Source organism: Vibrio sp. EA2 (genome assembly GCF_033042495.1).
GTDB lineage: Bacteria > Pseudomonadota > Gammaproteobacteria > Enterobacterales > Vibrionaceae > Vibrio.
Map to the genome: position 1 here is coordinate 46,776 of NZ_JAWLID010000013.1, position 24,901 is coordinate 71,676.

At 46.3% G+C, this 24,901-nt stretch carries 25 protein-coding genes; 11 read left to right on the forward strand and 14 right to left on the reverse strand.

The features are described 5' to 3' along the window. Positions 1-54: 54 nt before the first annotated feature. Complete coding sequence (locus tag RXX31_RS20315) at positions 55-1,431, reverse strand: PhoH family protein (protein WP_317591523.1); 1,377 nt, start codon at positions 1,429-1,431, stop codon at positions 55-57. Positions 1,432-1,997: 566 nt separating this feature from the next. Between RXX31_RS20315 and rapA the strand changes: the two genes are divergently transcribed. After that, a complete protein-coding gene (gene rapA / locus RXX31_RS20320) occupies positions 1,998-4,907 on the forward strand; it encodes an RNA polymerase-associated protein RapA (protein ID WP_317591524.1) in 2,910 nt (969 codons plus the stop codon). A 78-nt stretch (positions 4,908-4,985) separates the two neighbouring features. Here the strand turns inward: rapA and RXX31_RS20325 are convergent, their stop codons facing one another. Next, positions 4,986-6,251, reverse strand: coding sequence for an NRAMP family divalent metal transporter (locus tag RXX31_RS20325; protein WP_317591525.1), 1,266 nt, complete (start codon positions 6,249-6,251; stop codon positions 4,986-4,988). Positions 6,252-6,646: 395 nt separating this feature from the next. Here RXX31_RS20325 and rluA point away from each other — a divergent pair, with 395 nt between their 5' ends. Together rluA and RXX31_RS20335 are read left to right on the forward strand one after the other, a co-directional pair. Beyond that, positions 6,647-7,399 (forward strand): bifunctional tRNA pseudouridine(32) synthase/23S rRNA pseudouridine(746) synthase RluA, encoded by a 753-nt coding sequence (rluA, locus tag RXX31_RS20330; RefSeq protein ID WP_317591526.1) that lies wholly within the window; start codon positions 6,647-6,649, stop codon positions 7,397-7,399. 32 nt (positions 7,400-7,431) lie between these two features. After that, positions 7,432-8,394 carry a D-2-hydroxyacid dehydrogenase gene (locus tag RXX31_RS20335; RefSeq protein ID WP_317591527.1) on the forward strand — a complete coding sequence of 321 codons (963 nt, stop codon included), beginning with the start codon at positions 7,432-7,434 and terminating at the stop codon, positions 8,392-8,394. Between the two features lie 65 nt (positions 8,395-8,459). Here RXX31_RS20335 and yjgA read toward each other — a convergent pair whose 3' ends face one another. After that, entirely contained in the window at positions 8,460-8,987 is a 528-nt protein-coding gene (yjgA, locus tag RXX31_RS20340) for a ribosome biogenesis factor YjgA (protein WP_317591528.1), read from the reverse strand. Between the two features lie 110 nt (positions 8,988-9,097). Here yjgA and pmbA point away from each other — a divergent pair, with 110 nt between their 5' ends. Continuing rightward, positions 9,098-10,441, forward strand: coding sequence for a metalloprotease PmbA (pmbA, locus tag RXX31_RS20345; protein WP_317591529.1), 1,344 nt, complete (start codon positions 9,098-9,100; stop codon positions 10,439-10,441). A gap of 305 nt (positions 10,442-10,746) precedes the next feature. Here the strand turns inward: pmbA and mgtE are convergent, their stop codons facing one another. The 11 genes from mgtE to RXX31_RS20400 form a co-directional block, all read right to left on the reverse strand. After that, positions 10,747-12,102, reverse strand: a complete 1,356-nt coding sequence (gene mgtE / locus RXX31_RS20350) for a magnesium transporter (RefSeq protein WP_317591530.1) — start codon at positions 12,100-12,102, stop codon at positions 10,747-10,749. A gap of 438 nt (positions 12,103-12,540) precedes the next feature. Then, complete coding sequence (locus RXX31_RS20355; RefSeq protein WP_237318413.1) at positions 12,541-12,816, reverse strand: HPr family phosphocarrier protein; 276 nt, start codon at positions 12,814-12,816, stop codon at positions 12,541-12,543. 2 nt (positions 12,817-12,818) lie between these two features. Next, positions 12,819-13,682: an RNase adapter RapZ gene (gene rapZ / locus RXX31_RS20360; protein ID WP_317591531.1), complete on the reverse strand. Its 864-nt coding sequence runs from the start codon at positions 13,680-13,682 to the stop codon at positions 12,819-12,821. 15 nt (positions 13,683-13,697) lie between these two features. Beyond that, positions 13,698-14,144, reverse strand: a complete 447-nt coding sequence (ptsN, locus tag RXX31_RS20365; protein ID WP_014233081.1) for a PTS IIA-like nitrogen regulatory protein PtsN — start codon at positions 14,142-14,144, stop codon at positions 13,698-13,700. 2 nt (positions 14,145-14,146) lie between these two features. Further along, a complete protein-coding gene (gene hpf, locus RXX31_RS20370; protein ID WP_317591532.1) occupies positions 14,147-14,434 on the reverse strand; it encodes a ribosome hibernation promoting factor in 288 nt (95 codons plus the stop codon). 23 nt (positions 14,435-14,457) lie between these two features. After that, entirely contained in the window at positions 14,458-15,930 is a 1,473-nt protein-coding gene (locus RXX31_RS20375; protein WP_317591533.1) for an RNA polymerase factor sigma-54, read from the reverse strand. 50 nt (positions 15,931-15,980) lie between these two features. Next, a complete protein-coding gene (gene lptB / locus RXX31_RS20380; protein ID WP_317591534.1) occupies positions 15,981-16,706 on the reverse strand; it encodes an LPS export ABC transporter ATP-binding protein in 726 nt (241 codons plus the stop codon). A 1-nt stretch (position 16,707) separates the two neighbouring features. Next, positions 16,708-17,202, reverse strand: coding sequence for a lipopolysaccharide transport periplasmic protein LptA (gene lptA, locus RXX31_RS20385; protein WP_264904189.1), 495 nt, complete (start codon positions 17,200-17,202; stop codon positions 16,708-16,710). Beyond that, positions 17,183-17,746, reverse strand: coding sequence for an LPS export ABC transporter periplasmic protein LptC (gene lptC / locus RXX31_RS20390; RefSeq protein ID WP_317591535.1), 564 nt, complete (start codon positions 17,744-17,746; stop codon positions 17,183-17,185). The genes lptA and lptC overlap by 20 nt, the downstream gene beginning before the upstream one ends. 77 nt (positions 17,747-17,823) lie before the next feature. Then, complete coding sequence (kdsD, locus tag RXX31_RS20395; RefSeq protein ID WP_317591536.1) at positions 17,824-18,795, reverse strand: arabinose-5-phosphate isomerase KdsD; 972 nt, start codon at positions 18,793-18,795, stop codon at positions 17,824-17,826. Between the two features lie 42 nt (positions 18,796-18,837). Continuing rightward, positions 18,838-19,803 carry a calcium/sodium antiporter gene (locus RXX31_RS20400; protein WP_317591537.1) on the reverse strand — a complete coding sequence of 322 codons (966 nt, stop codon included), beginning with the start codon at positions 19,801-19,803 and terminating at the stop codon, positions 18,838-18,840. Between the two features lie 458 nt (positions 19,804-20,261). Here RXX31_RS20400 and mlaF point away from each other — a divergent pair, with 458 nt between their 5' ends. Genes mlaF through murA form a run of 7 tightly spaced genes read left to right on the forward strand, consistent with a single transcriptional unit; the run spans position 20,262 to position 24,831 of the window. Next, positions 20,262-21,065: a phospholipid ABC transporter ATP-binding protein MlaF gene (gene mlaF, locus RXX31_RS20405; RefSeq protein WP_317591538.1), complete on the forward strand. Its 804-nt coding sequence runs from the start codon at positions 20,262-20,264 to the stop codon at positions 21,063-21,065. Then, entirely contained in the window at positions 21,055-21,846 is a 792-nt protein-coding gene (gene mlaE / locus RXX31_RS20410) for a lipid asymmetry maintenance ABC transporter permease subunit MlaE (protein ID WP_317591539.1), read from the forward strand. The genes mlaF and mlaE overlap by 11 nt, the downstream gene beginning before the upstream one ends. 2 nt (positions 21,847-21,848) lie before the next feature. Continuing rightward, the gene (gene mlaD, locus RXX31_RS20415) at positions 21,849-22,337 is read left to right on the forward strand and encodes an outer membrane lipid asymmetry maintenance protein MlaD (protein WP_317591540.1); all 489 of its coding nucleotides are present in this window, start codon (positions 21,849-21,851) and stop codon (positions 22,335-22,337) included. Positions 22,338-22,339: 2 nt separating this feature from the next. Then, complete coding sequence (mlaC, locus tag RXX31_RS20420; RefSeq protein WP_317591541.1) at positions 22,340-22,978, forward strand: phospholipid-binding protein MlaC; 639 nt, start codon at positions 22,340-22,342, stop codon at positions 22,976-22,978. Further along, positions 22,978-23,298, forward strand: coding sequence for a lipid asymmetry maintenance protein MlaB (locus RXX31_RS20425; RefSeq protein ID WP_317591542.1), 321 nt, complete (start codon positions 22,978-22,980; stop codon positions 23,296-23,298). Before mlaC ends, RXX31_RS20425 begins: the two co-directional genes overlap by 1 nt. Before the next feature lie 3 nt (positions 23,299-23,301). Then, positions 23,302-23,556 carry a BolA family iron metabolism protein IbaG gene (gene ibaG / locus RXX31_RS20430; protein ID WP_005381092.1) on the forward strand — a complete coding sequence of 85 codons (255 nt, stop codon included), beginning with the start codon at positions 23,302-23,304 and terminating at the stop codon, positions 23,554-23,556. 9 nt (positions 23,557-23,565) lie between these two features. Further along, on the forward strand, positions 23,566-24,831 hold the full coding sequence (gene murA, locus RXX31_RS20435; RefSeq protein WP_317591543.1) for a UDP-N-acetylglucosamine 1-carboxyvinyltransferase: 1,266 nt from the start codon (positions 23,566-23,568) through the stop codon (positions 24,829-24,831). Positions 24,832-24,901: the final 70 nt, after the last annotated feature.

Consider the following 24,901-nt stretch of genomic DNA (forward strand, 5'->3'; position numbering starts at 1 on the left):
AGTTCCCAACGATCAATCCTAGGACCTAGTCACCTAGATCCTAGGTTCTTCGATTTATAGATTCTCTTCCGCAAACTCTGCCAGACGGCTACGAACCACACCGTTAAGGTGGATGTTCGCACTGCCTTCAAAGTTCTTGAAGCGTTCAACCATGTAAGTCAAACCAGATGTTACTGGTGTTAGGTAATGGGAATCGATCTGAGCCAAGTTACCGGAACAGACGATCTTGGTGCCTTCCCCGCATCGGGTGATGATGGTCTTAATTTGTGAAGCGGTTAAGTTCTGACACTCATCAAGCAGTACGAATGCATTTTGAATCGAACGGCCGCGCATAAAGTTGATCGATTTAAACTGAATGTTGGCTTTGTCGCAAATGTACTTCAGTGAGCCTTCCGTGCAGTGGTCGTGCTTATGCAGCGCTTCCAACGTATCGGTTACGGCTGCCAGCCACGGCATCATTTTTTCCTCTTCCGAGCCAGGTAGGAAACCGATCGACTCACCAATATCCGGCGTGTTCCGCGTTACGATGATCTTATCGAACATCTTCTTCTCGATGGTCTGCTCCAGTGCGGCTGCCATGGCTAACAGTGTTTTACCACTACCAGCAGCACCGGTGAGAATGACCAAATCTATATCCGGGTCGAGCAAAGAATCTAACGCCATCGCTTGATAGATGTTTTTCGGGGTAATATCCCAGGCTCGGCGGTGCATCATGCGTTCACGGCTGAGATCAAGTAGAGTGAGCTTATCGTCATTGATGGTTTCAACACGGGCTGCAAAGTCGCTATCTTCATCAATCACATATTGGTTAAGGAAGGTTGGGTCAAATGGTTCACGGCTAAGCTTGTGGTAGGTTTTTCCACCCAGTGCATAACTTTCGACTTCCTCAATGCCACTCCAGAAATCACCTTCACGCAGCTGAAAGCCTTTGGTGAGGTATTGAACATCGTCAATCAGTTGGTCGGTTCGGTAATCTTCAACAAAGCGTACGCCAGCTCCTTTGGCGCGAAGACGCATGTTGATGTCTTTGGTTACTAACACCACTTCACGTGGTGAACGTTTGTTTTGCAGATAAAGCACCGCGTTGAGGATGCGATTGTCACCGGCTTTGTCGGCGAAAGCTTTGACGGTTTCCTGCAATTCGAAGTCCGCCAAAATGGAAATAGAACCTTGTTCTGGGCTGTCTTTGGATACCGGAATGCCCTCTGAAATTTCATCTGGCGTGGCATCTTTAAACATGTCTTCCAAAGCGCGAATTGCAACACGAGCATCTCGTGCAACATCACGTTTGCTGTCTTTAATCCGGTCGAGTTCTTCCAGGACTGTCATGGGTATGACGACATCATGTTCTTTGAAAGAGAATATAGCGAAGGGTTCGTGAAGAAGGATATTGGTATCAAGTACAAAAAGTTTCCGATCGGTATCGCCCATAGCGTCTCCTTGCCTAAATGCGGCTTTGCTTTGCGAGTTGTTAAGCCACTGAAAGGGTGAAGTGACCTAACTCTGATTGCTTGCAATAGAGGTTGTCGGGCTATCGTCGGTTAGTGTGCAACTGAGTAGCAAGACAACGTATGCAAACCCGTGTTGATCCTAATCGTGTACCTATGCGCTTAATTTACATGCAGGGTATATGCAATGAATTTAAGCGCTCCTAATCAAAAGTATACGTAATAATTGCTCGTAGCAATACAATAATTGACATGGTTTTTTTACAATTTGATTGCAGCGGTCATTTGCGAAAAAAAGTTCCCACCTGGTGCGGTTTCGGCGTGACCTAAATCACAGCTTACAGTAATATTAGCGACCTTTTTCTGCGCATAGGCTACTGCCGAATTATCATGTTGCGCTGACTTAAATCTGTTCAGCCAAAAGTGGCATGACAAGTTCGATTGGCATAGCAGAAGCCAGAATCAGATCTAAACTATTATCCATGCCTGAGGGCATGAGTAGACCGACAAGAAATACGAATCAAGAATTAATAACGAGGTAGTCAATTCATGACATTTGCTTTGGGGCAGCGCTGGATTAGTGATACGGAAAGCGATTTAGGTTTAGGTACGGTTGTTGCGATGGATGCTCGTACTGTGACGTTGATGTTTGCAGCATCAGAAGAAAACCGAGTTTACGCACGCAATGATGCACCTGTTACCCGAGTGACGTTTAACGTTGGTGATGTTATCGATTGCCAGGAAGGTTGGTCTCTGAAAGTTGAAGAGGTGCTGGAAGATGAAGGTCTCTACACCTACTTCGGTACTCGTGAAGACACACAAGAAACCGCGGTAGTACTGCGTGAGATTTTCCTCAGCAACCAAATTCGCTTCAACAAACCTCAAGATAAGTTGTATGCAGGTCAAATCGACCGTATGGACAACTTCGTTCTGCGTTACCGTGCACTCACCAATCAGTTTGAACAACATAAGAGCCCAATGCGTGGTCTTTGCGGTATGCGCGCAGGTCTGATTCCTCATCAGCTTTACATTGCGCATGAAGTCGGTCGCCGCCATGCTCCTCGTGTTTTACTGGCGGATGAAGTTGGTTTAGGTAAAACCATCGAAGCGGGCATGATCATTCATCAGCAAGTCTTGTCTGGTCGTGCAGAGCGCATTTTGATCGTGGTGCCGGAAACACTGCAACATCAATGGCTGGTAGAGATGATGCGTCGTTTCAATCTGCATTTCTCAATCTTTGATGAAGAGCGTTGTATTGAAGCGTTCGCTGATGCAGAGAACCCGTTTGATACTCAACAGTACGTACTTTGTTCACTGGATTTCCTGCGTAAGAGCCGCAAGCGCTTTGAACAAGCTCTGGAGGGAGAATGGGATCTGCTGGTTGTCGATGAAGCGCACCACCTTGAGTGGAGTCAGGACAAACCAAGCCGTGAATACCAAGTCGTCGAAGGTTTGGCAGAACGCACACCTGGCGTATTGCTACTGACGGCAACACCTGAGCAATTAGGCCGTGAAAGCCACTTTGCTCGTCTGCGCCTGCTTGACCCTGATCGTTTCTATGATTATGAAGCGTTTGTTGAGGAAGAAGAGCAATACGCCCCAGTCGCTGACGCGATTACTTCTCTGTTTACTGGTGAAAAACTACCAAACGACGCCAAAAACCAAATCACTGAATTGTTATCTGAGCAGGATGTTGAACCGCTCTTCCGCATTATCGAAAGCAACAGTGATGAAGAGGACAAAGCGTCGGCACGTCAGGAACTGATCGACAACCTGATGGATCGTCACGGTACTGGACGAGTTCTGTTCCGTAACACTCGTGCAGCGATTAAAGGCTTCCCTGCACGTAACGTGTACCTGATGCCGATGGATATTCCACAGCAATATACGACCTCAATGCGTGTCGCTGGCATGATTGGTGGCAAGATGAGTTCGGAAGCTCGTGCGATGAAAAACCTTTACCCTGAAGAGATCTTCCAGGAGTTTGAAGGTGATGAATCAAGCTGGTGGCAGTTTGACTCGCGTGTGAACTGGTTGCTGGAAAAAGTGACAGAAAAACGCAGCGAGAAGATCCTGGTTATCGCATCTCGTGCAAGTACGGCTTTGCAGCTGGAGCAGGCATTGCGTGAACGTGAAGGTATCCGAGCGACCGTGTTCCACGAAGGCATGTCAATTCTAGAGCGTGACAAAGCTGCAGCTTACTTCGCGCAAGAAGAGGGCGGCGCTCAGGTTCTTATCTGTAGTGAGATTGGCTCAGAGGGTCGTAACTTCCAGTTTGCTAACCAGTTAGTGATGTTTGATCTGCCGTTCAACCCAGACTTGCTTGAGCAGCGTATTGGTCGTTTGGACCGTATCGGGCAAAATCGCGATATCGACATCCATGTCCCTTATCTGAAAGGCACATCGCAAGCGATTCTGGCTCGTTGGTTCGACGAAGGTTTGAATGCGTTTGCTGAAACCTGTCCGACTGGCCGCGCCGTTTACGATAAGTACTCGGATGCCTTGATTGAGATTCTGGCATCTGGTGATACCAGTGAGCTGGACGACATCATTGAAGAATCAGCGAAAATGAACAAACAGCTGAAGTCTCAATTGGAACAAGGTCGTGATCGTCTGCTCGAAATGCACTCTAACGGCGGCGAGAAAGCGCAGCAAATCGTGGAGAAAATCTCTTCAACGGATGGTGATACCAACCTGGTGACCTTTGCTCTATCGCTATTCGATACGATTGGTCTGAACCAGGATGACAAAGGTGAAAACGCATTGGTTGTGACGCCATCTGAACACATGATGGTACCGAGCTACCCGGGACTGCCTTATGAAGGTGCGACCATTACCTTCGATCGTGAAACTGCGCTGTCGCGTGAAGATATGCACTTTATCAGCTGGGAGCACCCAATGATTCAGGGTGGTATTGATTTGCTGATGAGTGAAGGCGTGGGTACGTCTGCGGTTTCGTTGCTGAAAAACAAAGCCCTGCCAGTTGGTACGATTCTGCTTGAATTGGTTTACGCAGTTGATGCCCAAGCTCCGAAACGCAGCGGGATTGCTCGCTTCCTGCCGAAGACACCAATTCGTCTAATGATGGATGCGCGCGGTAATGACTTATCTTCTCAAGTTGAATTTGAAAGCTTCAACCGTCAACTTAGTCCGGTAAACCGCCACCTGGGCAGCAAGTTGGTGACGTCAGTACAAAAAGACGTCCACCGTTTGATAGAATCGGGCGATGAACTGGTTGAGCAGAAAGTGGAAGAAGTGCGCAAGCAGGCTCAGCAAGACATGCAGCATAGCTTGAATGCAGAACTTGAGCGTTTACAGGCGCTGAAAGCGGTCAACCCGAATATTCGTGATGAAGAAATAGAAACGATTGAAGGGCAGATTAAAGAGCTGACAGGGTACATTAACCAAGCTCAAGTCCAGTTGGATTCGCTGCGTCTGATCGTGGTCAGCCACAATTAATCATCAGTTATTAAACCGAATAATAAAGGCCTTCAATTGAAGGCCTTTTCTTTATCAAAAATTTAATTGGACGGCAAATTACATCAACCACTTCCACCAGATAAACACGGCCAGGAAGCCGAACAGGTAAATCAAACCAGCCATCGATAGCCACTTCAGTTTGCGCCCAACGGCTAAAGCTTTCGGCAGATCTGTCTTACTCACTAATCTGTAGTTTAGTAGCGCAAAGAATGGTGTGGTCATAAACGCCAGAATCATCGCAAAGTTCAACATTGGCAATAGCGCTGAAGCCCAGAAGATCACAATACCCAGCGCAAGCAAAGAAACGAACAGCATAATAGCTGAGGTTGTTTTTGGATTGGTGTCCGGCTGTGAGCGCAATAGGCGCTGAGAGTCTGAAATAACGCGCGAGTAGCCATCAATAACCGTGATCGTACTACCGAAGATACAGAAAAACGCAATAACCGCGATTAGGTAACGAGACCACTCACCAATCGTTGACGCATACAAGCCAACAAGCTGGTGGGAGAAACCTACGCCAGAACTTTTCAACTCAACACCAGAACCATGTAGCATCAGTGATCCCAATGACAAAAAGACGATGGCAAGAATCGCAGTACCAATGTAGCCGACGTTGAAGTCAAACAAAGCAGAGCGGTGTGTTACTTCTTGCTCACTGGATTGGCGTTTCAACCATGCTGAGGTTAAGCACGAAATCTCGATAGGTGCTGGCATCCAGCCCATCGTCACAACAATAAAGCCAATCGCGGCAATCGACCAAACGGACGGTGATTCAAAGTTCGCCACTTGTTCAACCGGGTTACCAAATGCAATTGCAACCGCAATCAGAGTCGAAATAGTCAGCACGGACATGATTACTTTAGATAACGTGTCCAACGCTTTGTAGTGGCCCGCGAAAAGAATGAGCAGACAGGTCGCGATCACGATGATACTTAGCGACGCCATGGATAACGAAAATGGAATGAAATAGCCCAGTAAGCTTGCACTGAACATCAACAGTGCGGCGGTATTAATCACGGCTGAAACCGCGCTTAAGAATAGAAACGCCCATAGGTAAGGGCGGCCCATTTCTGCGTAGCCTTCAACCAATGTTTTACCTGTGCCCATGGTGTACTGCACGCCTGCACGGAAAAAAGGGTACTTAAAAAAGTTGACCAGCAGAATAAGTGCAGCAAGTTGCCATCCATAGATAGCCCCCGCTTTTGTCGATGCGACGAGGTGAGAGCCTCCGACAGCCGCAGAAGCCATAAGGATTCCCGGACCTAGCGAACGAAAAAATAAGGATATTTTGGATTGGGGTGGTGGTGTTATGGCGGAGTCCATGCTTCGTGTCCTTGTTATTTTATTTGTTCCCAAGTGAACTTGGGTGAGCGCTTTACTGTATTAATTCGATTCGGGTGAACGGAGAATTAATGACAAATAAGCGCAGTGGTAATGTTTTAATGATGTGTTTGAACCTGAATGTATTTATTTTTTGTATGTCTAATATTGAAGCTTCAACGATGTGAAACGTCAGGGGTAGCAGGCCTTCTCTAGCACTCTATAAAGTTATTACTCACCTTGTCAAACTATATTTACATTCCCGTTTTTTTTGTTTTTAATGCAGCTGTTGACATTACATGCCCTTTCGTTTTGTAAGGTTATGGTTTCAAATAAAATGCGTTTTTTAACCGTCCTCGTTATAATCGCGGCGTTTTTATTTTGCAGAGATTCCGCTGATGGCCATGCTTGAATACACGCCTCCAACCGATCCTTGGATTGATATAGTTTTTGAAGATGAAGAGATTCTGGCGGTTAACAAGCCATCGGGGCTATTGTCGGTGCCCGGAAGACTCGCTGAGCATTACGATAGTATGTGGAGTCGGCTCAATGAGCAGTACCCGGACATTCAAGTGGTACATCGCCTAGACATGTCCACTTCGGGTTTAATGGTATTAGCGAAAAATAAACCGGCGGAAAGTGCGTTAAAGAAACAGTTTCAGTATCGTTTAACCCACAAAATTTACTACGCTCGTGTTTGGGGACATGTTGAACAGCAGGAGGGTGAGGTTGATTTGCCACTGATCTGTGATTGGCCGAATCGCCCATTGCAGAAAGTCTGCTTTGAAGATGGCAAACCATCCAAAACGCAATTCCAGGTGGCTAAATTTGAAGAGCACGAAAACGGTGTTAAGACGACAATCGTACGTCTACTGCCTATCACGGGACGATCTCATCAACTACGTGTTCACATGCAAGCGATAGGGCATCCCATTGTAGGCGATGAATTTTACGCAACCGAAGAAGCATATGCATTTTCTGAGCGTTTAGAACTGCATGCGGCTGAGCTGAGTTTTTATCATCCCCAAACCGAGTTGCTGAGTCGTGTTTTTGTTCCGTGTGATTTTTACCCGGAAGCTGAGGCGATGATCTTTGACTATTTTGCTCCAGAGCGTAAATTACCTGATTACAAAACACTGCCACATCCATAAACTTCTTCTAAGGCAGTGAACAAGGAGCCGTTATGTCATTGCCTAAAGTCGTCTTTTTAGATCGAGCTACTATCCCTGCCCATATTAAAGTACCGCGTCCTAGCTTTGAGCATCAGTGGGAGGAGTACGGTCTTACTTCACCAGAGCAAGTCATTGAGCGACTTGTTGATGCAGATATTGTTATCAGCAATAAAGTCATTCTTGATCAGCAGGCTCTCTCTCAGCTACCTAAGTTACGCATGGTGGCGGTGGCCGCGACTGGTTTCAATAACGTCGATGTGGATTACTGTGCAAACCATAATATTGCGGTTACTAATGTTCAGGGTTATGCGACACGCTCAGTACCGGAACACGTGATAGCTATGCTGTTTGCCTTACGTCGCAATCTATTTGGCTATCATCAAGATATCGCGGCGGGTGAATGGCAGCGCGATAAGCAGTTCTGCTTTTTCACTCACCCTATCGGCGATATCAGTGGAAGCACATTAGGTGTGATTGGAAGTGGTGCTCTGGGAGAGTCAACCGCAAAATTGGCGCAAGCTTTGGGAATGAAAGTCTTGTTTGCTGAACGAAAAGGTGCGACTGAGTGTCGAGAAGGTTATGTGCTGTTCGAAGAGGTTCTCGAGCAAGCAGATGCTATCACATTGCATTGTCCTTTGAATGAGCATACGCGAAATCTGATTGCTGAAGCTGAGTTAAAGCGAATGAAGCCAACGGCTATTCTGATTAATACCGGGCGTGGTGGTTTGGTTGATGAGCAGGCCACGGTGGATGCACTAAAGAATGGTGAAATTTCAGGTGCGGGCTTTGATGTCTTTACTCAGGAACCGGCTGACGAAAGCAACCCTTTGATCGCGAATATGGCGATGCCAAACTTGCTGCTGACGCCTCATGTCGCATGGGGTAGCGACTCTTCTATCCAGCGTTTAGCTGACATCTTAATTGAAAATATTAATGCATTCGAACGCGGAGAAAACGTAAACCGCGTTGTTTAAGCATCATTGTCGCAATAAAAAAGCAGACGAAGTCGTCTGCTTTTACGGGCTTATTTTTCAACGAATTAATATTCTTCTTCGTTAAGACCTTTAAGTATCTGGAAAATTTCGCGGTACGCTTTCGCTGGCTTACCGGCTTTTTTCTCTTTTGCTGCCTGACGAGCAAGCTGGCGTAGACGTTGTCGATCGGCTTCAGGGTACAGCTCCATCACGTCATCAATGGCTTTATCGCCTTCTTCAACGACACGATCACGCAATGCTTCTAGCTTGTGAAACACGGCCGTCAATTGAGAGTGCTTGTTACGAATTTTATCCAGTGCCGCCTGGATTGGTTCTGGGTCTTCGTAGCGCATCAACTTACCGATACGCTGCAATTGGCGACGACGCGCTTCATTTTTAAAGCGTTGTGCATCAGCAATTGCTTCTCGCAGGTCTTCGCTCAATGGAAACTTTTCCAGAACGGCAGGCTTTAAGCCTACAAGCTCTTCGCCTAGTTTTTGCAGAGCTTCCATATCTCGTTTCATCTCGGATTTACTTACCCAGATGATCTCTTCTTCTGGTTCCCATGGCGCTTTTTGATTCTTACGTGCCATTTCAGTTGCCTGTGTTTTGATTAATATTATGACTATTTTAACAAGAATCGTGGGGAGAAAGCGAAATTCTTGTTATTCTATTGAGCATCAAAGACAAGATGTGAAAGACAATGGATATTAAACAGCAGGTTGCCGAGCAACGTACCGAGCTAGAACTGGCCGTCGCAAAAGCGCTAAAGCTAGCATCGACTAAGTCTGATGCCGCAGAAGTCGCAATTACTAAAAGCACTGGTTTAAGTGTTTCTACCCGCATGGGGGACGTAGAAAATGTCGAATTCAATAGCGATGGCGCTCTTGGCATTACCGTTTACCGCGGTCAGCGTAAGGGCAGTGCGTCCACATCTGATCTGAGTGAGGCTGCGATTGAGCAAACGGTCATTGCAGCGCTGGATATTGCTCATTACACATCCGAAGACCCGTTCGCAGGGCCAGCCGCAAAAGAGTACATGGTTGACTCGATACCAGAGCTGGACTTGTTCCACCCTGACGCTCCTGATCCGGACTACGCAGCAGAAGTCGCGATTGCGGCAGAAAAGGAAGCACTGAGCTACGACAGCGCAATCAAACAAAGTGATGGCGCAAGTTACGATAGCCATTATGGCGTGAAAGTTTACGGCAACAGTCATGGCTTACTGGCAAGCTACGCCTCAAGTCGTCACAGCACCAGCTGCTGTGTGATTGGTGTCGGCAAGAACGGTGAAATGGAGCGTGATTACAGCTACACCGTTGCACGTCATCGTGATGAGCTCTGGACGCCAGAAACGGTAGGACGTAAAGCTGCAGAAAACACCGTCAACCGTTTGGATGCTCAGAGACTGAAAACGGGACACTACCCAATTATGTTCGCCGCTGATGTGGCGACAGGTTTAATTGGCCATTTGGTGATGGCGATAAGTGGTGGCAACCTGTATCGTCAGTCTTCTTTCCTTCTTGATCACCTTGGTAAGCAAGTTCTGCCTGAGTGGTTCAATATTTCAGAGCGTCCGCATGTCATGCGCGGGTTGGCTTCGAGCCCGTTTGACAGTGAAGGTGTCTACACACAAGATCGTGAAATTATTACCGATGGTGTGCTGGCTACTTACCTGCTAACTAGTTACGCAGCACGTAAAATGAAAATGGAGCCAACTGGCCACGCAGGTGGTATTCACAACTGGTACGTAAAAACGACTGGTCAAAACTTTGAGCAGATGCTCAGAGAGCTTGGCACAGGTCTGCTGGTTACTGAAGTTATGGGTCAAGGTGTGAATGTCGTAACGGGGGATTATTCTCGTGGTGCAGCTGGTTTCTGGGTTGAAAACGGCGAGATTCAGTATCCAGTATCTGAAATTACCATTGCCGGTAATTTAAAAGAGATGTTCAATAAGATCGTTGCCGTGGGTAGTGACGTTGAAACGCGTTCTCAGATCCAGACTGGCTCTATTTTGCTGGATACGATGAAAGTAGCGGGTGAGTAGTATTAGAAGGACCTAGGTTATAGGATCCTAGGTCCTAGAAAAATGATGGAATAAATGCTCCGTCATTCCTGCGAGCTTAAGCGAGACTAGGAATCTACTCACCACAAGGGCGCTCTTGATACTAACATCTTAAACACCGACGGTACGGATAGCAGATCCTGAATCACGCTCCTTCGTCGCTGTTCAGGATGACTAATTTGACCGAAGCGCTCCGTATTCCCAACAACAAACACCAAGCTCATTCTTCTCGCTGAGCTCACCACAAGCACACCTAGAACCTAGCCACCTAGGATCTAGGACCTTTTTTAAATCATAATTGTCGCAAGTCCGAGGAACACCGACAGACCAATCACATCGGTGACGGTTGTCAGCGCCATACCACCAGCCAAGGCTGGATCGATATTCATCTTTTTAAGCAGAATTGGAATGCTCACCCCTGCGATACCCGCAACGAGCAAGTTGGTCAGCATCGCTGCAGAGATAATACCACCTAACATCCAGTTGCCTTTCCAGGCTACGACAATACCACCGATGATCAGCGCCCACATGATGCCGTTAAGCAAGCCGATCGCCGCTTCTTTCATCAGTAGTTCACGCTTATTTGAGTCACCAATGTGGCCAAGAGCAAGACCACGAATGACCAGTGCGACTGTCTGGTTGCCGGCTACACCACCCATGGATGGTACGATGGTCATCAAGACCGCTATTGCCGCCATTTGATCCAGTGTGGCTTCAAACATGTTAGAAACTGAAGCTGCAGCGAGTGCTGCTAAGACATTCGCACCTAACCAAATACTACGTTTGCGCGCAGATTTTACGACAGGTGCAAAGGTATCTTCATCGTCATCCATACCCGCCATACTCATCATGGAGTGCTCCGCATCTTCCCGGATAACATCAACCACGTCATCGATAGTAATACGACCAACCAGATGTTGATTCTCATCGACGACCGGAGCGGACACCCAGTTACGACGTTCGAACAGGCTCGCAACATCGGAATCACTGGTATCCACTGTGATGGCTTCGTCAGCGTCTTCCATAATGTCGACAATTTTGACGTCGGGTTGGGTCGTGATCAGTATGGTGATCGGCAATTCACCAATCAGTTTACTTTCTTCATCAATAACATACAGAGCATCTGTTGCTTCAGGTAATTCGCCTTTCATACGCAGATAGCGTAAAACCACATCCACGTCCACGTCACCACGAATGGTGATGACGTCAGTGTTCATCAGCCCACCAGCGGTATCTTCTGGGTAGGATAGTGCGGTTTCAACACGAAGACGATCTGCTGAATCCATTTGGGAAAGGACTTCGCGTGAAAGGTTATCAGGCAAACTACGCAATACGTAAGCGACGTCATCGGTATCCATGCCTTCTGTTGCTTCAGCAAGCGCTTCAGGGGCCATTTTGGACACAAGACTGTCTTTGACGTCTTCGTTGAGTTCGTCAAGAATTTCACCGTAATCTTCGGGGTCGGTCAGTTGCCAAAGCACTTCACGGCTTTTACGGGGTGCTGCTTCTAAAAGGTGAGCGATATCCTCAGGTTCCATGTCCTGGAGTTGACGGCGAACATGGACGAAGCGTCCGTTTTCCAACGCTTCTGTGACTTCTTGGAGGGCTTGGTGAGCTTGATCGAATTCTATTTGCTCTGCCATTCGTTCCTCCCAATTCCTGATGTTTACAATGCGTTGAATAATAACTTAATTCTAGGCGCCTTTTAATAACAACTTGTGAAAGTAAACAAAATTATTTTTAGAGGCAGGAAGTGAGGTCCTAGATTGCTAGGATCCTAGGCTCTAGGGGGGATTCGGTAAGTTCAGTGATAAACGTAAATTTGGGTGTTGGTTGTTTGGGAATAAGGATTACCGAGTACTATGGCTGAAATTCGTCTTTCTGAACAGCGACGAAGGAGCGTGATTCAGAATCTACTACCCGAGAATTCGGTGTCTCGGGTGTTAGTTTCAGTAGCGTCCTTGTCGTGAGTAGATTCCTAGTCTCGCTTAGGCTCGCTGGAATGACGGAACTTATCTTCTGTAGTCAGTTTTCCGTAATTTCTTCCTAGGATCTAGGACCTCGTTACCTAGGACCTTTCCCTATTCACCTTCGTCAAATTTGTCTTCAATAAGTAGGCATACGGCGTCAAGCGCTTGCTCTGCTTGGTCCCCAGCGGCATGAATGGTGACGTACTGACCTTGAGCCGACTCAAGCATGAGTAGCCCCATGACACTATCTGCCGTAGCCGTAATGTCTTCTTCATTATCAATCGTGATGACGGCTTCAAAGCTTTGCGCTAATTCTACTAATTTCACAGCGGCACGTGCATGTAGCCCGAGGCGGTTTTGGATCAATACTTTACGACTTAATTCCACTGCTACTCCTTAGCATTTCTTTCTAGTGAAGTATGACGAATCTGGACTTTGTGCCCCTTCTTCGAAAAGTACTCGCCGATTTTTTGAGTCAGGTACACCGAGCGATGTTTACCACCAGTACAACCGATGGCCACAGTGAGGTAGCTACGATTGTTTTTCTCAAGCATCGGGAGCCAGTTCTCAATAAAGTTTTCGATTTGCAGCTCCAGTTCGAGGACGGATTCATGTTGTTCTAAAAATGCAGCAATGGGGGCATCTAAACCGGTAAATGGACGCAGCCCCGGTTCCCAGTGTGGGTTCGGTAAAAATCGCACATCAAAGACATAGTCGGCATCGGTAGGCAGCCCGTATTTGAAACCAAACGATTCAAATACCATGACAAGTCCTTTACTGTCGCGAGCCTCGACTCGCATCCGAACCGTCTCACTCAATTCATGCAGCGATTGTCCGCTACTGTTCAGAACCAAATCAGAGTGGCTTTTAAGTGGCCGCAGAATGTCTTTTTCTCGTTCGATGGCTTGATCAAGCGAGAGAGATTCACTACCCAGTGAGAGAGGATGGATACGACGTGTTTCGCTGTAGCGCTTAAGCAAGGTTTCCTTGTCTGCATCTAAGAAGAGCATGGTCACGTCTAACTCTTGTTTGAGTTTTTCTAGTGTTGCGGTGAACTCTTTGAGCTTTTTAGGAATATTGCGAATATCGATACTCACCGCAACGTTTTGATTGCTACCTGCAACCGACTGAACAAACGCGTCAAGCAAATTGACTGGCAAGTTATCAACGCAGTAGTAGCCTAAGTCTTCCAGTACACGCAGCGCAGTACTCTTCCCTGCACCGGAATGCCCGCTAACAACGATTAGTCGCATGGTTGATTGTCCTGCTTATTGGTGAATCATGATGTCGTAGAGTTCTTGATCACTTTGAGCATTACGCAGTAATTTCAGTACTTGCTTGTCGCTCAGTCGCTCTGCCATAGAGGATAGAGTCTTGAGGTGCTCTTTGCACTGTTCTTCTGGTACAAGGAGTGCAAAAAGTAAGTCGACAGGACGATTATCAATCGCATCAAATTCAATCGCTTCATCACATTGAAGAAGCACAGCAACGGCTTTATCACTTGATTGCATTCGTGCGTGTGGGATAGCAATACCGTTTCCGATACCAGTACTGCCCATTTTCTCTCTGTTGAGCATGCATTCGAACAGCTCAGTAGAATCTTGACCCGTATGATCAGCGACGATACGACTGATCATCTCAAGGGCACGTTTTTTACTCGTACAGTGGACTGCACTTTTCGTGCAGTCCAATGACAGTATTTCGCTCAGTTGCATGATTAATGACTGTTTAGTTTTTCTTTGTGCTTGTTAAGTTGGCGAACCAGTTTATCCACCAGCGAATCGATCGCGGCATACATATTTTCGTCATCAGATGACGCATGAATTTCGCCTTGGTTTACGTGGAGCGTAGCTTCCGCGATTTGCGTTATTTTTTCAACTTTTAGTACAACGTGAATCTGATTTATATGGTCGAAGAATCTATCGAGCTTCTGAAACTTAGTTTGAACATAGTCTTGCATTGAATCGGTAAGATCAACGTGATGGCCTTGAATATTGATTTGCATAGACTTTCCTTTTCAGTTGGTGCCTAAAGTAGGCGTTTACGCTGACTTGAAGGGGCGATACCCAAGGATTCTCGATATTTTGCTATCGTACGTCTTGCGACCTGAATCCCTTGGTCAGCCAGAAGAGCAGCAATCTTACTGTCACTAAGTGGTTTTGCAGTATTCTCTGCCGCGACCAGTTTCTTAATGAGTGCACGAATTGCTGTGGACGAACATTCCCCACCATTATCTGTACTAACATGGCTGGAGAAGAAGTACTTCAATTCAAAAATACCACGTGGCGTATGCATGAATTTTTGTGTTGTAACACGAGATATTGTGGATTCATGCATATCAACCGCCAAGGCAACATCATTTAATACCATCGGCTTCATGGCTTCTTCACCATACTCGAAGAAATCTTGTTGATGTTCAACAATACATCTTGCAACTTTGAGTAGCGTCTCGTTTCTACTCTCTAAGCTCTTAATTAGCCACTTTGCCTCTTGCAAATTACTACGAATGTACTGGCTATCGGCACTGTTGCCTTTTCCGAGCTGGGCGTACTGCTGATTTACTTTTAATTTTGGAATGCTATCAGGGTTTATGGAAACCACCCATTTGCCATTATCTTTAAATACCGACACGTCAGGAATAACGTATTCGGTGTCATCTGGGGTAATGCGACTTCCAGGACGAGGATCGAGTTGCTGAATGAGCTTCAGCACTTCACGCAGGTCCGCTTCTTTTAATTTGGTCTCTTTGATGATCAGTTTGTAATCACGGTTCCCCAGGTGATCAATATGATCGGTCAGCACCATTCTGGCTTCTTCAAGCCATGGGGTATCTTCAGGGAAGGTGGTTAACTGAAGTAATAGACACTCTTGTAGATTTCGCGAGGCAACACCAAGAGGATCGAACTGTTGAATACGCTTACGCACCGCTTCCACTTCATCAAGCTCGATCTCTTCGTTATCGAAGCTTTCATGAATTTCTTCTGGAGAAAGGGTCAAATAGCCGTAATCGTCAACCGCATCAATGATAGCCATCGCGATGGTGCGGTCGGTTTCACTAAACGGTGTTAAATCTAACTGCCACATCAGGTAATCGTACAGTGATTCGGTCGTTTCACCCTGATAGACCGGCATGTCGTCATCGAGAGCAAGTCCTGTACTGCCGGTATTGGCACTGTATACATCATCCCACGTGGTGTCGATTTCAAGCTCTGAACTGATTTCAGACTTTTCAATTACATCGGAACTGTCTGGAACGTCAATTTCTGCAGGTTCGTTAGCACTGGTGCTATTTTCAGAACCGTCGAGCTCTGATTTATCTTCACCGTTAGCTAGAGGCTCATCTTGGCCATCTTCAACTTCCAGTAATGGGTTTGAATCCAATGCTTCCTGAATTTCTTGTTGAAGGTCGAGGGTCGACAACTGCAATAAACGGATCGCTTGTTGCAGCTGAGGTGTCATGGCTAACTGCTGACCTAGCTTTAATTGTAATGAAGGTTTCATTCAGTGTTACTTACCTTGTAATGCTCAGAATCTTACCGTTCCTAATATAATCATAGACGGAATTGTTCGCCGAGATAAACTTGTTTCACCTGTTCATTGTTGAGAACTTCATCCGGAGTTCCCGAGGCAATTAGGTGGCCTTGACTGACGATATAGGCTTTTTCACATACGTCTAGCGTTTCGCGTACGTTATGGTCGGTGATAAGTACACCAAGGCCTCTATCGCGCAGGTGTTCAATAATTTTTTTGATGTCGCCAACCGAAATTGGGTCAACGCCAGCAAAAGGTTCGTCCAATAAAATAAACTGTGGGTTGGCCGCCAAAGCGCGTGCAATTTCAACCCTACGACGCTCACCACCCGACAGTGCCATCCCGGCGCTGGATCGGATGTGCTGAATGTGGAATTCTTCCAACAAATCTTCCAGTTTATCTTGGCGTTCTTCTCTTGTCATTTCCTGACGGGTTTCGAGAACCGCCATAATATTGTCTTCTACAGATAGCTTGCGAAAAATGGAAGCTTCTTGAGGAAGATAACCAATACCAAGACGAGAGCGACTGTGCATTGGCAAGATGCTGATGTCTTGGTTATCAATGGTGATGACGCCCTCATCACGAGGTACTAATCCAACAATCATGTAGAAGGATGTCGTTTTACCTGCACCGTTAGGACCTAATAGGCCGACAATCTGACCAGATTCTACTTCTAAGCTGACGTCGGTAACAACCTTACGCTTTTTGTAGCTCTTCGCCAGGTTTTTCGCACTCAGTACCGCCATATTATTTCTCTAGCTGATTAGGTTGCAAAATAGTCGTAACACGCTCGTTCTCAGAGCTGTCTGCCACCAATTTTTGTTGACCGATTTGGTAACGGATCGTTGAACCTTTTATGGTATTACCGTCTTGGGCTAGTTGAGCGTGGCCTTTCATGGTTAATTCGTCAGTCGATATACGGTAATCCAGTTCCGTCGCTTGACCACTCAATGTCTTACCGTCGTCCATCAGTTGTGAGAACGTCGCGGGTTGGCCAAACGCCTGAATTTGATTAATCGTTTCTGTTTTCGGATCGCGAGTCACCACGATCTTATCAGCATCGATATTGATGCTACCTTGCTTAAGCGAGACATCACCACTGAAAATAACCTGGTTACTCTTCATGTCCACCTGTTGGGTGTCAGAGTTAATGTAAACCGGCTGCTGAGTATCCGACTTAAGCGCCAGCGCTTGAGGCGCTGCCAAAACCAGGGCCAGTAGGCTAAGGTGTAACGGTTTCATATCGACCTTGAACGTTATCTGTCAGAGTCGCAGTATGCTGTTTCAAGTTCCCTTGCATTGCGCCTCCTGTAGTTTCAAATTGTGGTCCAACCAACATTACTTGTTGATCAGCTTTAAAGTCACGATTAGTTAGGTTAATGACCAGCTTATCTGTTGCCATGGTATCAAAACTTGCCCCTGCTAATAGGTTTTGCATTAATACCTTGTCATACAAGGTCAACGTTTGGCTTTCATCTAACACCGCTCTTGTGGCTGTTACCTTCCATTCAACAACACTTCCTTCACGGTAAACCATTAATGTCGGGTTGTTAAAAATAGTGTCTCCACTCTTAGCATAGTAATCTAAGTTAGTGGAGCGAATGATGTAACTGCGAACACCATCTTCACCGTAGGTGATATTTTCCAGTCCAGTTCCACTGAACATGGGCAGTTCCGAATCTGGTGCAACTTGAATCGTGTCTGTGCTTTTTGGTGTGGTTAAATAATAAGCGCACCATGCAATAACGAAAATCAAGAGCAAATAAATAAGGCGAGTAAAACTCATAAATTAGAGGCCTATCTTCTAGCTCAGTACGTCCCTGACCATTGCCTTAATCTGTGTAATCAGTGGATGCGATGAGTTTACATCACACCGGCTTTTAGTAAATCATGCATATTCAGTGCGCCAACCACTTTACCGTTACTGCATAAAAGCAATGCGTTGATGTTTTTGCTCTGCATAAGGTTCAAGCCTTCGACAGCAAGCATATCAGGTTGACCCGTCGTTGGGTTTTTGGTCATGACTTCGCCGATGGCTGTCGTATGAATATCGATGCGTTTATCTAATGTTCGGCGTAAATCACCATCGGTGAATATACCAAGCATAGCATCGTGCTCGTCAACAATAGCGGTCATTCCCAGCCCTTTTTCGGAAATCTCCAGAAGTGCGTCGCGAATCAGCGCATCCGGAGAGACTTTCGGCAGAGCATTACCAAAGTGCATAATGTCAGACAACTTAAGCAGCAATTTTCTTCCTAGTGCGCCACCAGGATGTGACAAAGCAAAGTCTTCAGCCGAGAAGCCACGAGCTTGAAGCAGAGCAACCGCGAGCGCATCACCCATTACTAGGGTGGCTGTCGTGCTACTGGTCGGTGCTAGACCAAGCGGGCAAGCTTCGTGAGGAACCGTGATCTGTAAATGTACATCTGACAGTTGCGCCATGTTGGATTCTGGTTTACCTGTCATGCTGATGATCTTGATGTTCAAACGTTTCAATACCGGGAACAGAGACAGGATCTCATGAGATTCACCAGAGTTTGAAATCGCTATGACAATGTCTCCAGCGCTGATCATGCCCAGATCACCGTGCGAAGCTTCACCCGGATGGACAAAAAATGCGGATGTCCCGGTGCTGGCTAGAGTTGCAGCAATCTTATTCCCAATATGGCCTGATTTCCCCATGCCCATGACGACAACTTTGCCACTGTTGGAAAGTATCATTTCGCAAGCTTGTTCGAATTGTTCATCAAAGTATTTATCCAGCTCTTGCAGAGCGGCAACTTCAATATCAAGCACTTGCTTTGCAGCTGCGCGAAAATCAAATTGATTGGACATATCAGTGCTCCAATTTATGTCTACTAAAGAGAGATAGTGAGGTTAAGCGGCCATGTTTGCGAACAAGTAAACTTGGTAGCCAATGAAACAAGCAAAAAGAACTGCGCCTTCCAGACGGTTAATGCTGCGGGATTTACCCAGACACATAGCAACCAGTAATAGAGATACGCCCAGCATGACCCAGAAGTCACGACCCATTGCATACTCACTTAGCACCGATGGATTAATGATGCCCGGAATGCCCATTACCGCAAGAATGTTGAATACGTTCGAGCCAATAATGTTACCCACCGCCATATCATCTTCGCCTTTTAATACCCCAGCGAGAGAGGCGGCAAGTTCTGGCAGACTTGTACCAATAGCGATGATGGTTAAGCCGATCACGAGATCGCTCATACCAAAATGTTTAGCAATGATAACCGCGTTATCCACCAAAATGTTCGCCGACACAGGCAGTAATACTAAGCCAAGTACTACCCATATCGCGGCTTTTGAGTTGCTCACCCCTTGAGGGATTTCCGATTCCTGATCATCAAGGAAAGCATCACCTGATTTTTGCTCTTTTCGGCTGATCTGCAACATCACAAATAAAAATGCAGCGAACAACACAAACAGAAGGGCACCTTCGTAAAAGCCCAAGTGATTGTTCCAAAGTATTGCACCAGCAAGTAAGGTGACAGCTATCATCAAAGGCAGTTCGCGACGAATAACCCCAGAACTGATCGAAAGGGGCTTAATGAGTGCTGTAATCCCGAGAATTAAGGCAATGTTTGCGATGTTTGAACCCAGAACGTTACCGACAGCGGTGTCGGTCTTGCCATCTAAGGCTGCGGTGGCGGATACCATCATTTCAGGAGCGGATGAGCCCATAGCCAGGATTGTCATACCAATCACAAGAGGTGAAATGCCAACGTTGCGGGCGATGGCTGCAGATCCAAAAACCAGTTTATCTGCACTCCAGACAAGTAAAACAAGACCGAGGATAAGCAACGCTACGGCTTCGAGCATGATAATTCCTAACTATTAAATGAGAGTGATGAGTAACCGCTAATTTTGACCTTTTGCAGCGGAAAATGGAAGATAAACAACGAATAAATTAAACGTTAGTAACGAAATTGTGTTTAATTTTCTCTCAATTAATCACTACTGTTAAAGAGTTGATTCTGCATTAAGATTTAATTATTAAGCCATGACTCTGTCATTGTTCGCCAAGAATTGTTTGAATTTGAGCAACTTTATTTAATCGAACAGTGCTTTAAATTCGCCGCTAATGTGCTTATGATTGCAGCCTAATAAATGAACCGAAGACGTTTTTCGCTTTCTAACCATTGCTCTGTATACGTAGGTTGCCAATCATGCACCTAAACGTTATTTGAGGAATAAGGTTAAAAATTAAAAAAACACTCGGACGTGAGTTGGCTTGATGATACAGCGAGTTCCAACGCTCCGACAGTAGAAGAGATGATATGTCGAACAACGAATTAGTCACCGTCAACAATCTCACTTTTTCACGCGGAAATCGCACGATCTTTGATGGCATTGATCTGCACGTTCCCGAAGGTAAAGTGACTGCAATCATGGGGCCATCGGGTATCGGTAAGACCACGCTGTTACGCTTGATCGGTGGGCAGTTGTATCCTGAACAAGGTGAGATCTGGTTCGATGGCGATAACATTCCAACCCTGTCACGCAAAAAGCTTTATCACGCTCGTAAGAAGATGAGCATGTTGTTCCAGTCCGGGGCCTTATTCACGGATCTGAATGTGTTTGATAATGTGGCTTTTCCTCTGCGTGAACACACCAATATTTCGGAAGATCTGATTCGTACTATGGTACTGCTCAAGCTGGAAGCGGTCGGCTTGCGTGGTGCGGCTCAGCTAATGCCAAGTGAATTGTCTGGTGGTATGGCACGTCGTGCGGCTTTAGCTCGTGCGATAGCCCTAGACCCAGACTTAATCATGTACGATGAACCGTTTGTCGGACAAGACCCAATCACAATGGGCGTCTTGGTTGAGCTCATCAGTAATTTAAATCAGGCGTTAGGATTAACCTCTATTGTCGTTTCTCACGATGTGCCTGAAGTGATGAGTATTGCCGATTGGGTTTATCTGATGGCGGATGGCAAAATCATCGCTTTTGGTACACCTGATGAACTAAAACAGAACTCAGACCCTCGTGTACAGCAGTTCTTACAAGGTGATGCTGATGGCCCGGTGCCGTTTCGCTACCCTTCTCAAAGTATCGAAAAGGATTTATTTGATGGTCGATAACGTTATTCATTTTGTCGCGTCATTAGGTAAGCGCACACTAGCCATTTGTGAAGCTTTTGGCCGCGCAACGTTCATGTTGTTGGGGGCACTCTTATCCAAGCCCCAACCGACTAAAGGTTTTCCTTTACTCATCAAACAGCTTTACTCTGTCGGTGTTCAGTCTCTTGCCATTATTGTCGTATCCGGCTTATTTATCGGTATGGTATTGAGTCTGCAAGGCTACGTTGTTTTGGTGGATTACGGCGCAGAAGGCAGCCTTGGCCAGATGGTTGCGCTTTCTTTGCTTCGTGAGCTTGGACCTGTGGTCACCGCTCTGCTTTTTGCCGGACGAGCGGGCTCTGCCTTGACGGCTGAAATTGGCTTGATGAAAGCGACTGAGCAGCTTTCTAGTCTGGAGATGATGGCGGTCGATCCATTGAAGCGAGTCATTGCACCACGTTTTTGGGCGGGCGCTATCTCCATGCCATTGCTGGCTATGATCTTCATGGCTGTTGGTATCTGGGGCGCTCAGCTTGTTGGTGTGGACTGGAAAGGCGTTGACCATGGCAGCTTTTGGTCGGCCATGCAATCGTCAGTCGAGCTAGGCAAGGATATTGGCAACAGTATGATCAAATGCTTTGCGTTTGCGATTACCGTTACCTGGATCGCTCTATTTAATGGCTACGATGCGATTCCGACTTCGGAAGGGATCAGCCGAGCAACTACACGCACTGTTGTGCATTCTTCTTTAGCAGTACTGGGGCTAGACTTTGTACTGACAGCATTGATGTTTGGGAATTAATCATGCAACAAACACGTAAAACAGAATTATGGGTTGGCAGCTTTGTATTAGCGGGAATTTGCGCGATTCTTGTGATGATTTTTCAAGTTGCTGACGTAAAAAGTATTGGCTCTGGTGATACTTACACCCTCAAAGCCGAGTTTGATAATATTGGTAGTTTGAAAGTACGCTCGCCAGTTAAAGTTGGTGGTGTCGTTATTGGTCGAGTCAGTAATATTACGCTTAATCCAGATAACCTGTTGCCAGAAGTCAGCTTATCGATCAACAGCCAATACAATCAGTTCCCTGAAACATCAAGTGTACAGATTCTGACATCAGGGCTGATAGGTGAGCAATACATTGGTTTAGTCCCAGGTTTCGTTTTTGATGACGAAGTGATGTTGACCGATGGAGATACCATCGAAGACACCAAATCAGCGTTAGTACTTGAAGACTTAATTGGTCAGGTGCTTTACAGCGTGGGCGGTTCAGACGATTCAAGTAAGGAATAACTATGTTAGCGAGATTACTACTTTCAGTTGTCACGGTTTTTGCTGTGTTTAATGTGAATGCGGCAGAAGTTGATAAAACTCAGCCTTATCAAATGATGAAGCAGGTGGCGGAAGTCACGTTCGATCGCTTAAAAGCGGAACAGCCAAAAATTAAACAAGATCCTAACCAACTTAAAAATGTTGTGGAACAAGAGTTGATGCCATACGTCAACTACCGTTACGCAGCGTTAAAGCTTTTAGGCTCGAATCTTAAAGGGGCAAAACGTGAAGATGTGCTTGAGTTTATCGAGGCATTTAACGGTTACCTGATCGCATCTTACGCGCAGGTACTGACTCAATACAGCGATCAACAGATTCAGTTTGGTCCAGAGCCGAAACTTGATCCATCTGATCGTATTACGAGTATCAAAGTCGATATCATTGATGCTCCGCGCCCGAACATCAAACTCGAGTTCAAATTGCGTAAAGATAACAAAACGGGTGAGTGGGAAGCCTTCGATATGATTGCTGAAGGTATTAGCCTTCTATCAAGTAAGCAGTCTGAGTGGAACACAAAAATTCGCCAGGAAGGTATTTTGTCAGTAGCGAAAGATCTTGAAAAACTGGCGGCGGAACCGATTCGCTTTGAGGCGAAAAAATAATGGCGCAGTCTCACGCTCAGTGGAAATTAACCAGTAATAATCTGCAGCTCTCCGGGGCGCTAGACCGAGATTCAGTGCCGTCATTGTGGGCTTATGCTCAGCAATGGCAGCCAGATCAGGCCGAGATTGAGTGTTCTCTAAAAGACGTTGTGCGAGTCGACTCTGCGGGAATGGTCATGTTAATTCACTTATTAGAGCATGCAAAAAAGCAAAACTGTCATATAATGCTCAGTTTCGTGCCCGCACAACTGCGCACTTTGTTTCAACTGAGCAATGTTGAATCGTTAGTGAACAAACACATACAGAATTATCAGGGGTAAATTGTGGACAGCGCAAAAGTACAACAGTTATTAGAAGAAGCACTAAACCTTCAAGAAGTGCATGTAAAAGGTGAAGGTAGTCACTATGAAGTGGTTGCTGTTGATGCTTGCTTTGATGGAATGAGCCGCGTCAAGAAGCAACAATTAATTTATGCTCCTCTGATGGAATACATCCAGCGTAATGACATTCATGCATTATCAATAAAAGCGTTCACACCAGAAGAGTGGGCTCGTGATAAGAAACTGATGTCGCTTTAAGGTTTATTGATGGAAAAGTTTCGAGTTATTGGGTCAGACAAACCGTTAGTCGGTGAGGTGACCATTTCAGGTGCAAAAAACGCAGCACTGCCGATTTTATTTGCGTCTATTTTGGCTGAAGAGCCTGTAGAAGTGGCTAACGTACCACACCTTCGCGATATTGATACAACCATGGAACTACTCAAGCGTCTGGGCGCTAAAGTAGACCGTAATGGCTCAGTTCACGTTGATCCAAGCAGCATCAATGAATATTGCGCACCTTATGATTTGGTGAAAACCATGCGTGCGTCAATTTGGGCGCTTGGTCCTTTGGTTGCGCGTTTTGGTCAAGGCCAGGTTTCTTTACCTGGAGGCTGTGCGATCGGTGCTCGTCCGGTTGATCTGCACATTACTGGCCTAGAGCAACTAGGTGCAACCATCACTTTAGAAGATGGTTACGTAAAGGCAGAAGTCGATGGTCGCTTGAAAGGCGCACATATCGTGATGGATAAAGTGAGCGTAGGCGCAACCATTACCATTATGTGTGCGGCAACGCTTGCAGAAGGCACGACAACACTAGACAACGCGGCGCGTGAACCTGAGATTGTCGATACCGCTGAGTTCCTAAACAAGCTTGGTGCTAAAATCACAGGTGCTGGCACTGATACTATCACGATTGAAGGTGTTGAACGTCTGGGCGGTTGTAAACACAGCGTGGTTGCAGACCGCATCGAAACGGGTACCTTCTTAGTTGCTGCTGCAGTATCTGGCGGTAAAGTCATGTGTCGTAATACCAACGCGCACTTGCTTGAAGCCGTACTCTCGAAACTAGAAGAAGCGGGTGCTTTGGTCGAAACCGGTGAAGACTGGATTTCTGTGGATATGACCGATCGTGAGCTAAAAGCTGTCACTGTTCGTACCGCTCCGCATCCTGGTTTCCCTACCGATATGCAAGCGCAATTTACGCTTTTGAACATGATGGCGAAAGGTGGCGGTGTTATCACGGAAACCATTTTTGAAAACCGCTTTATGCACGTTCCTGAACTGATGCGTATGGGGGCAAAAGCTGAGATTGAAGGTAACACAGTGATTTGTGGTGACGTTGAGTCGTTAAGCGGTGCGCAGGTAATGGCGACCGACTTACGTGCTTCTGCAAGTCTGGTGATTGCTGGCTGCATTGCAAAAGGCGAAACCATTGTGGACCGTATCTACCATATCGATCGTGGTTACGACAAAATTGAAAATAAATTGGCTGCACTTGGCGCAAATATTGAGCGCGTAAGCGTGACAGGTTAAACTGCACCGCAGATGATTTGGATATAAAAAGCCGAAACTCAGGTTTCGGCTTTTTTATATCACTCTCTTT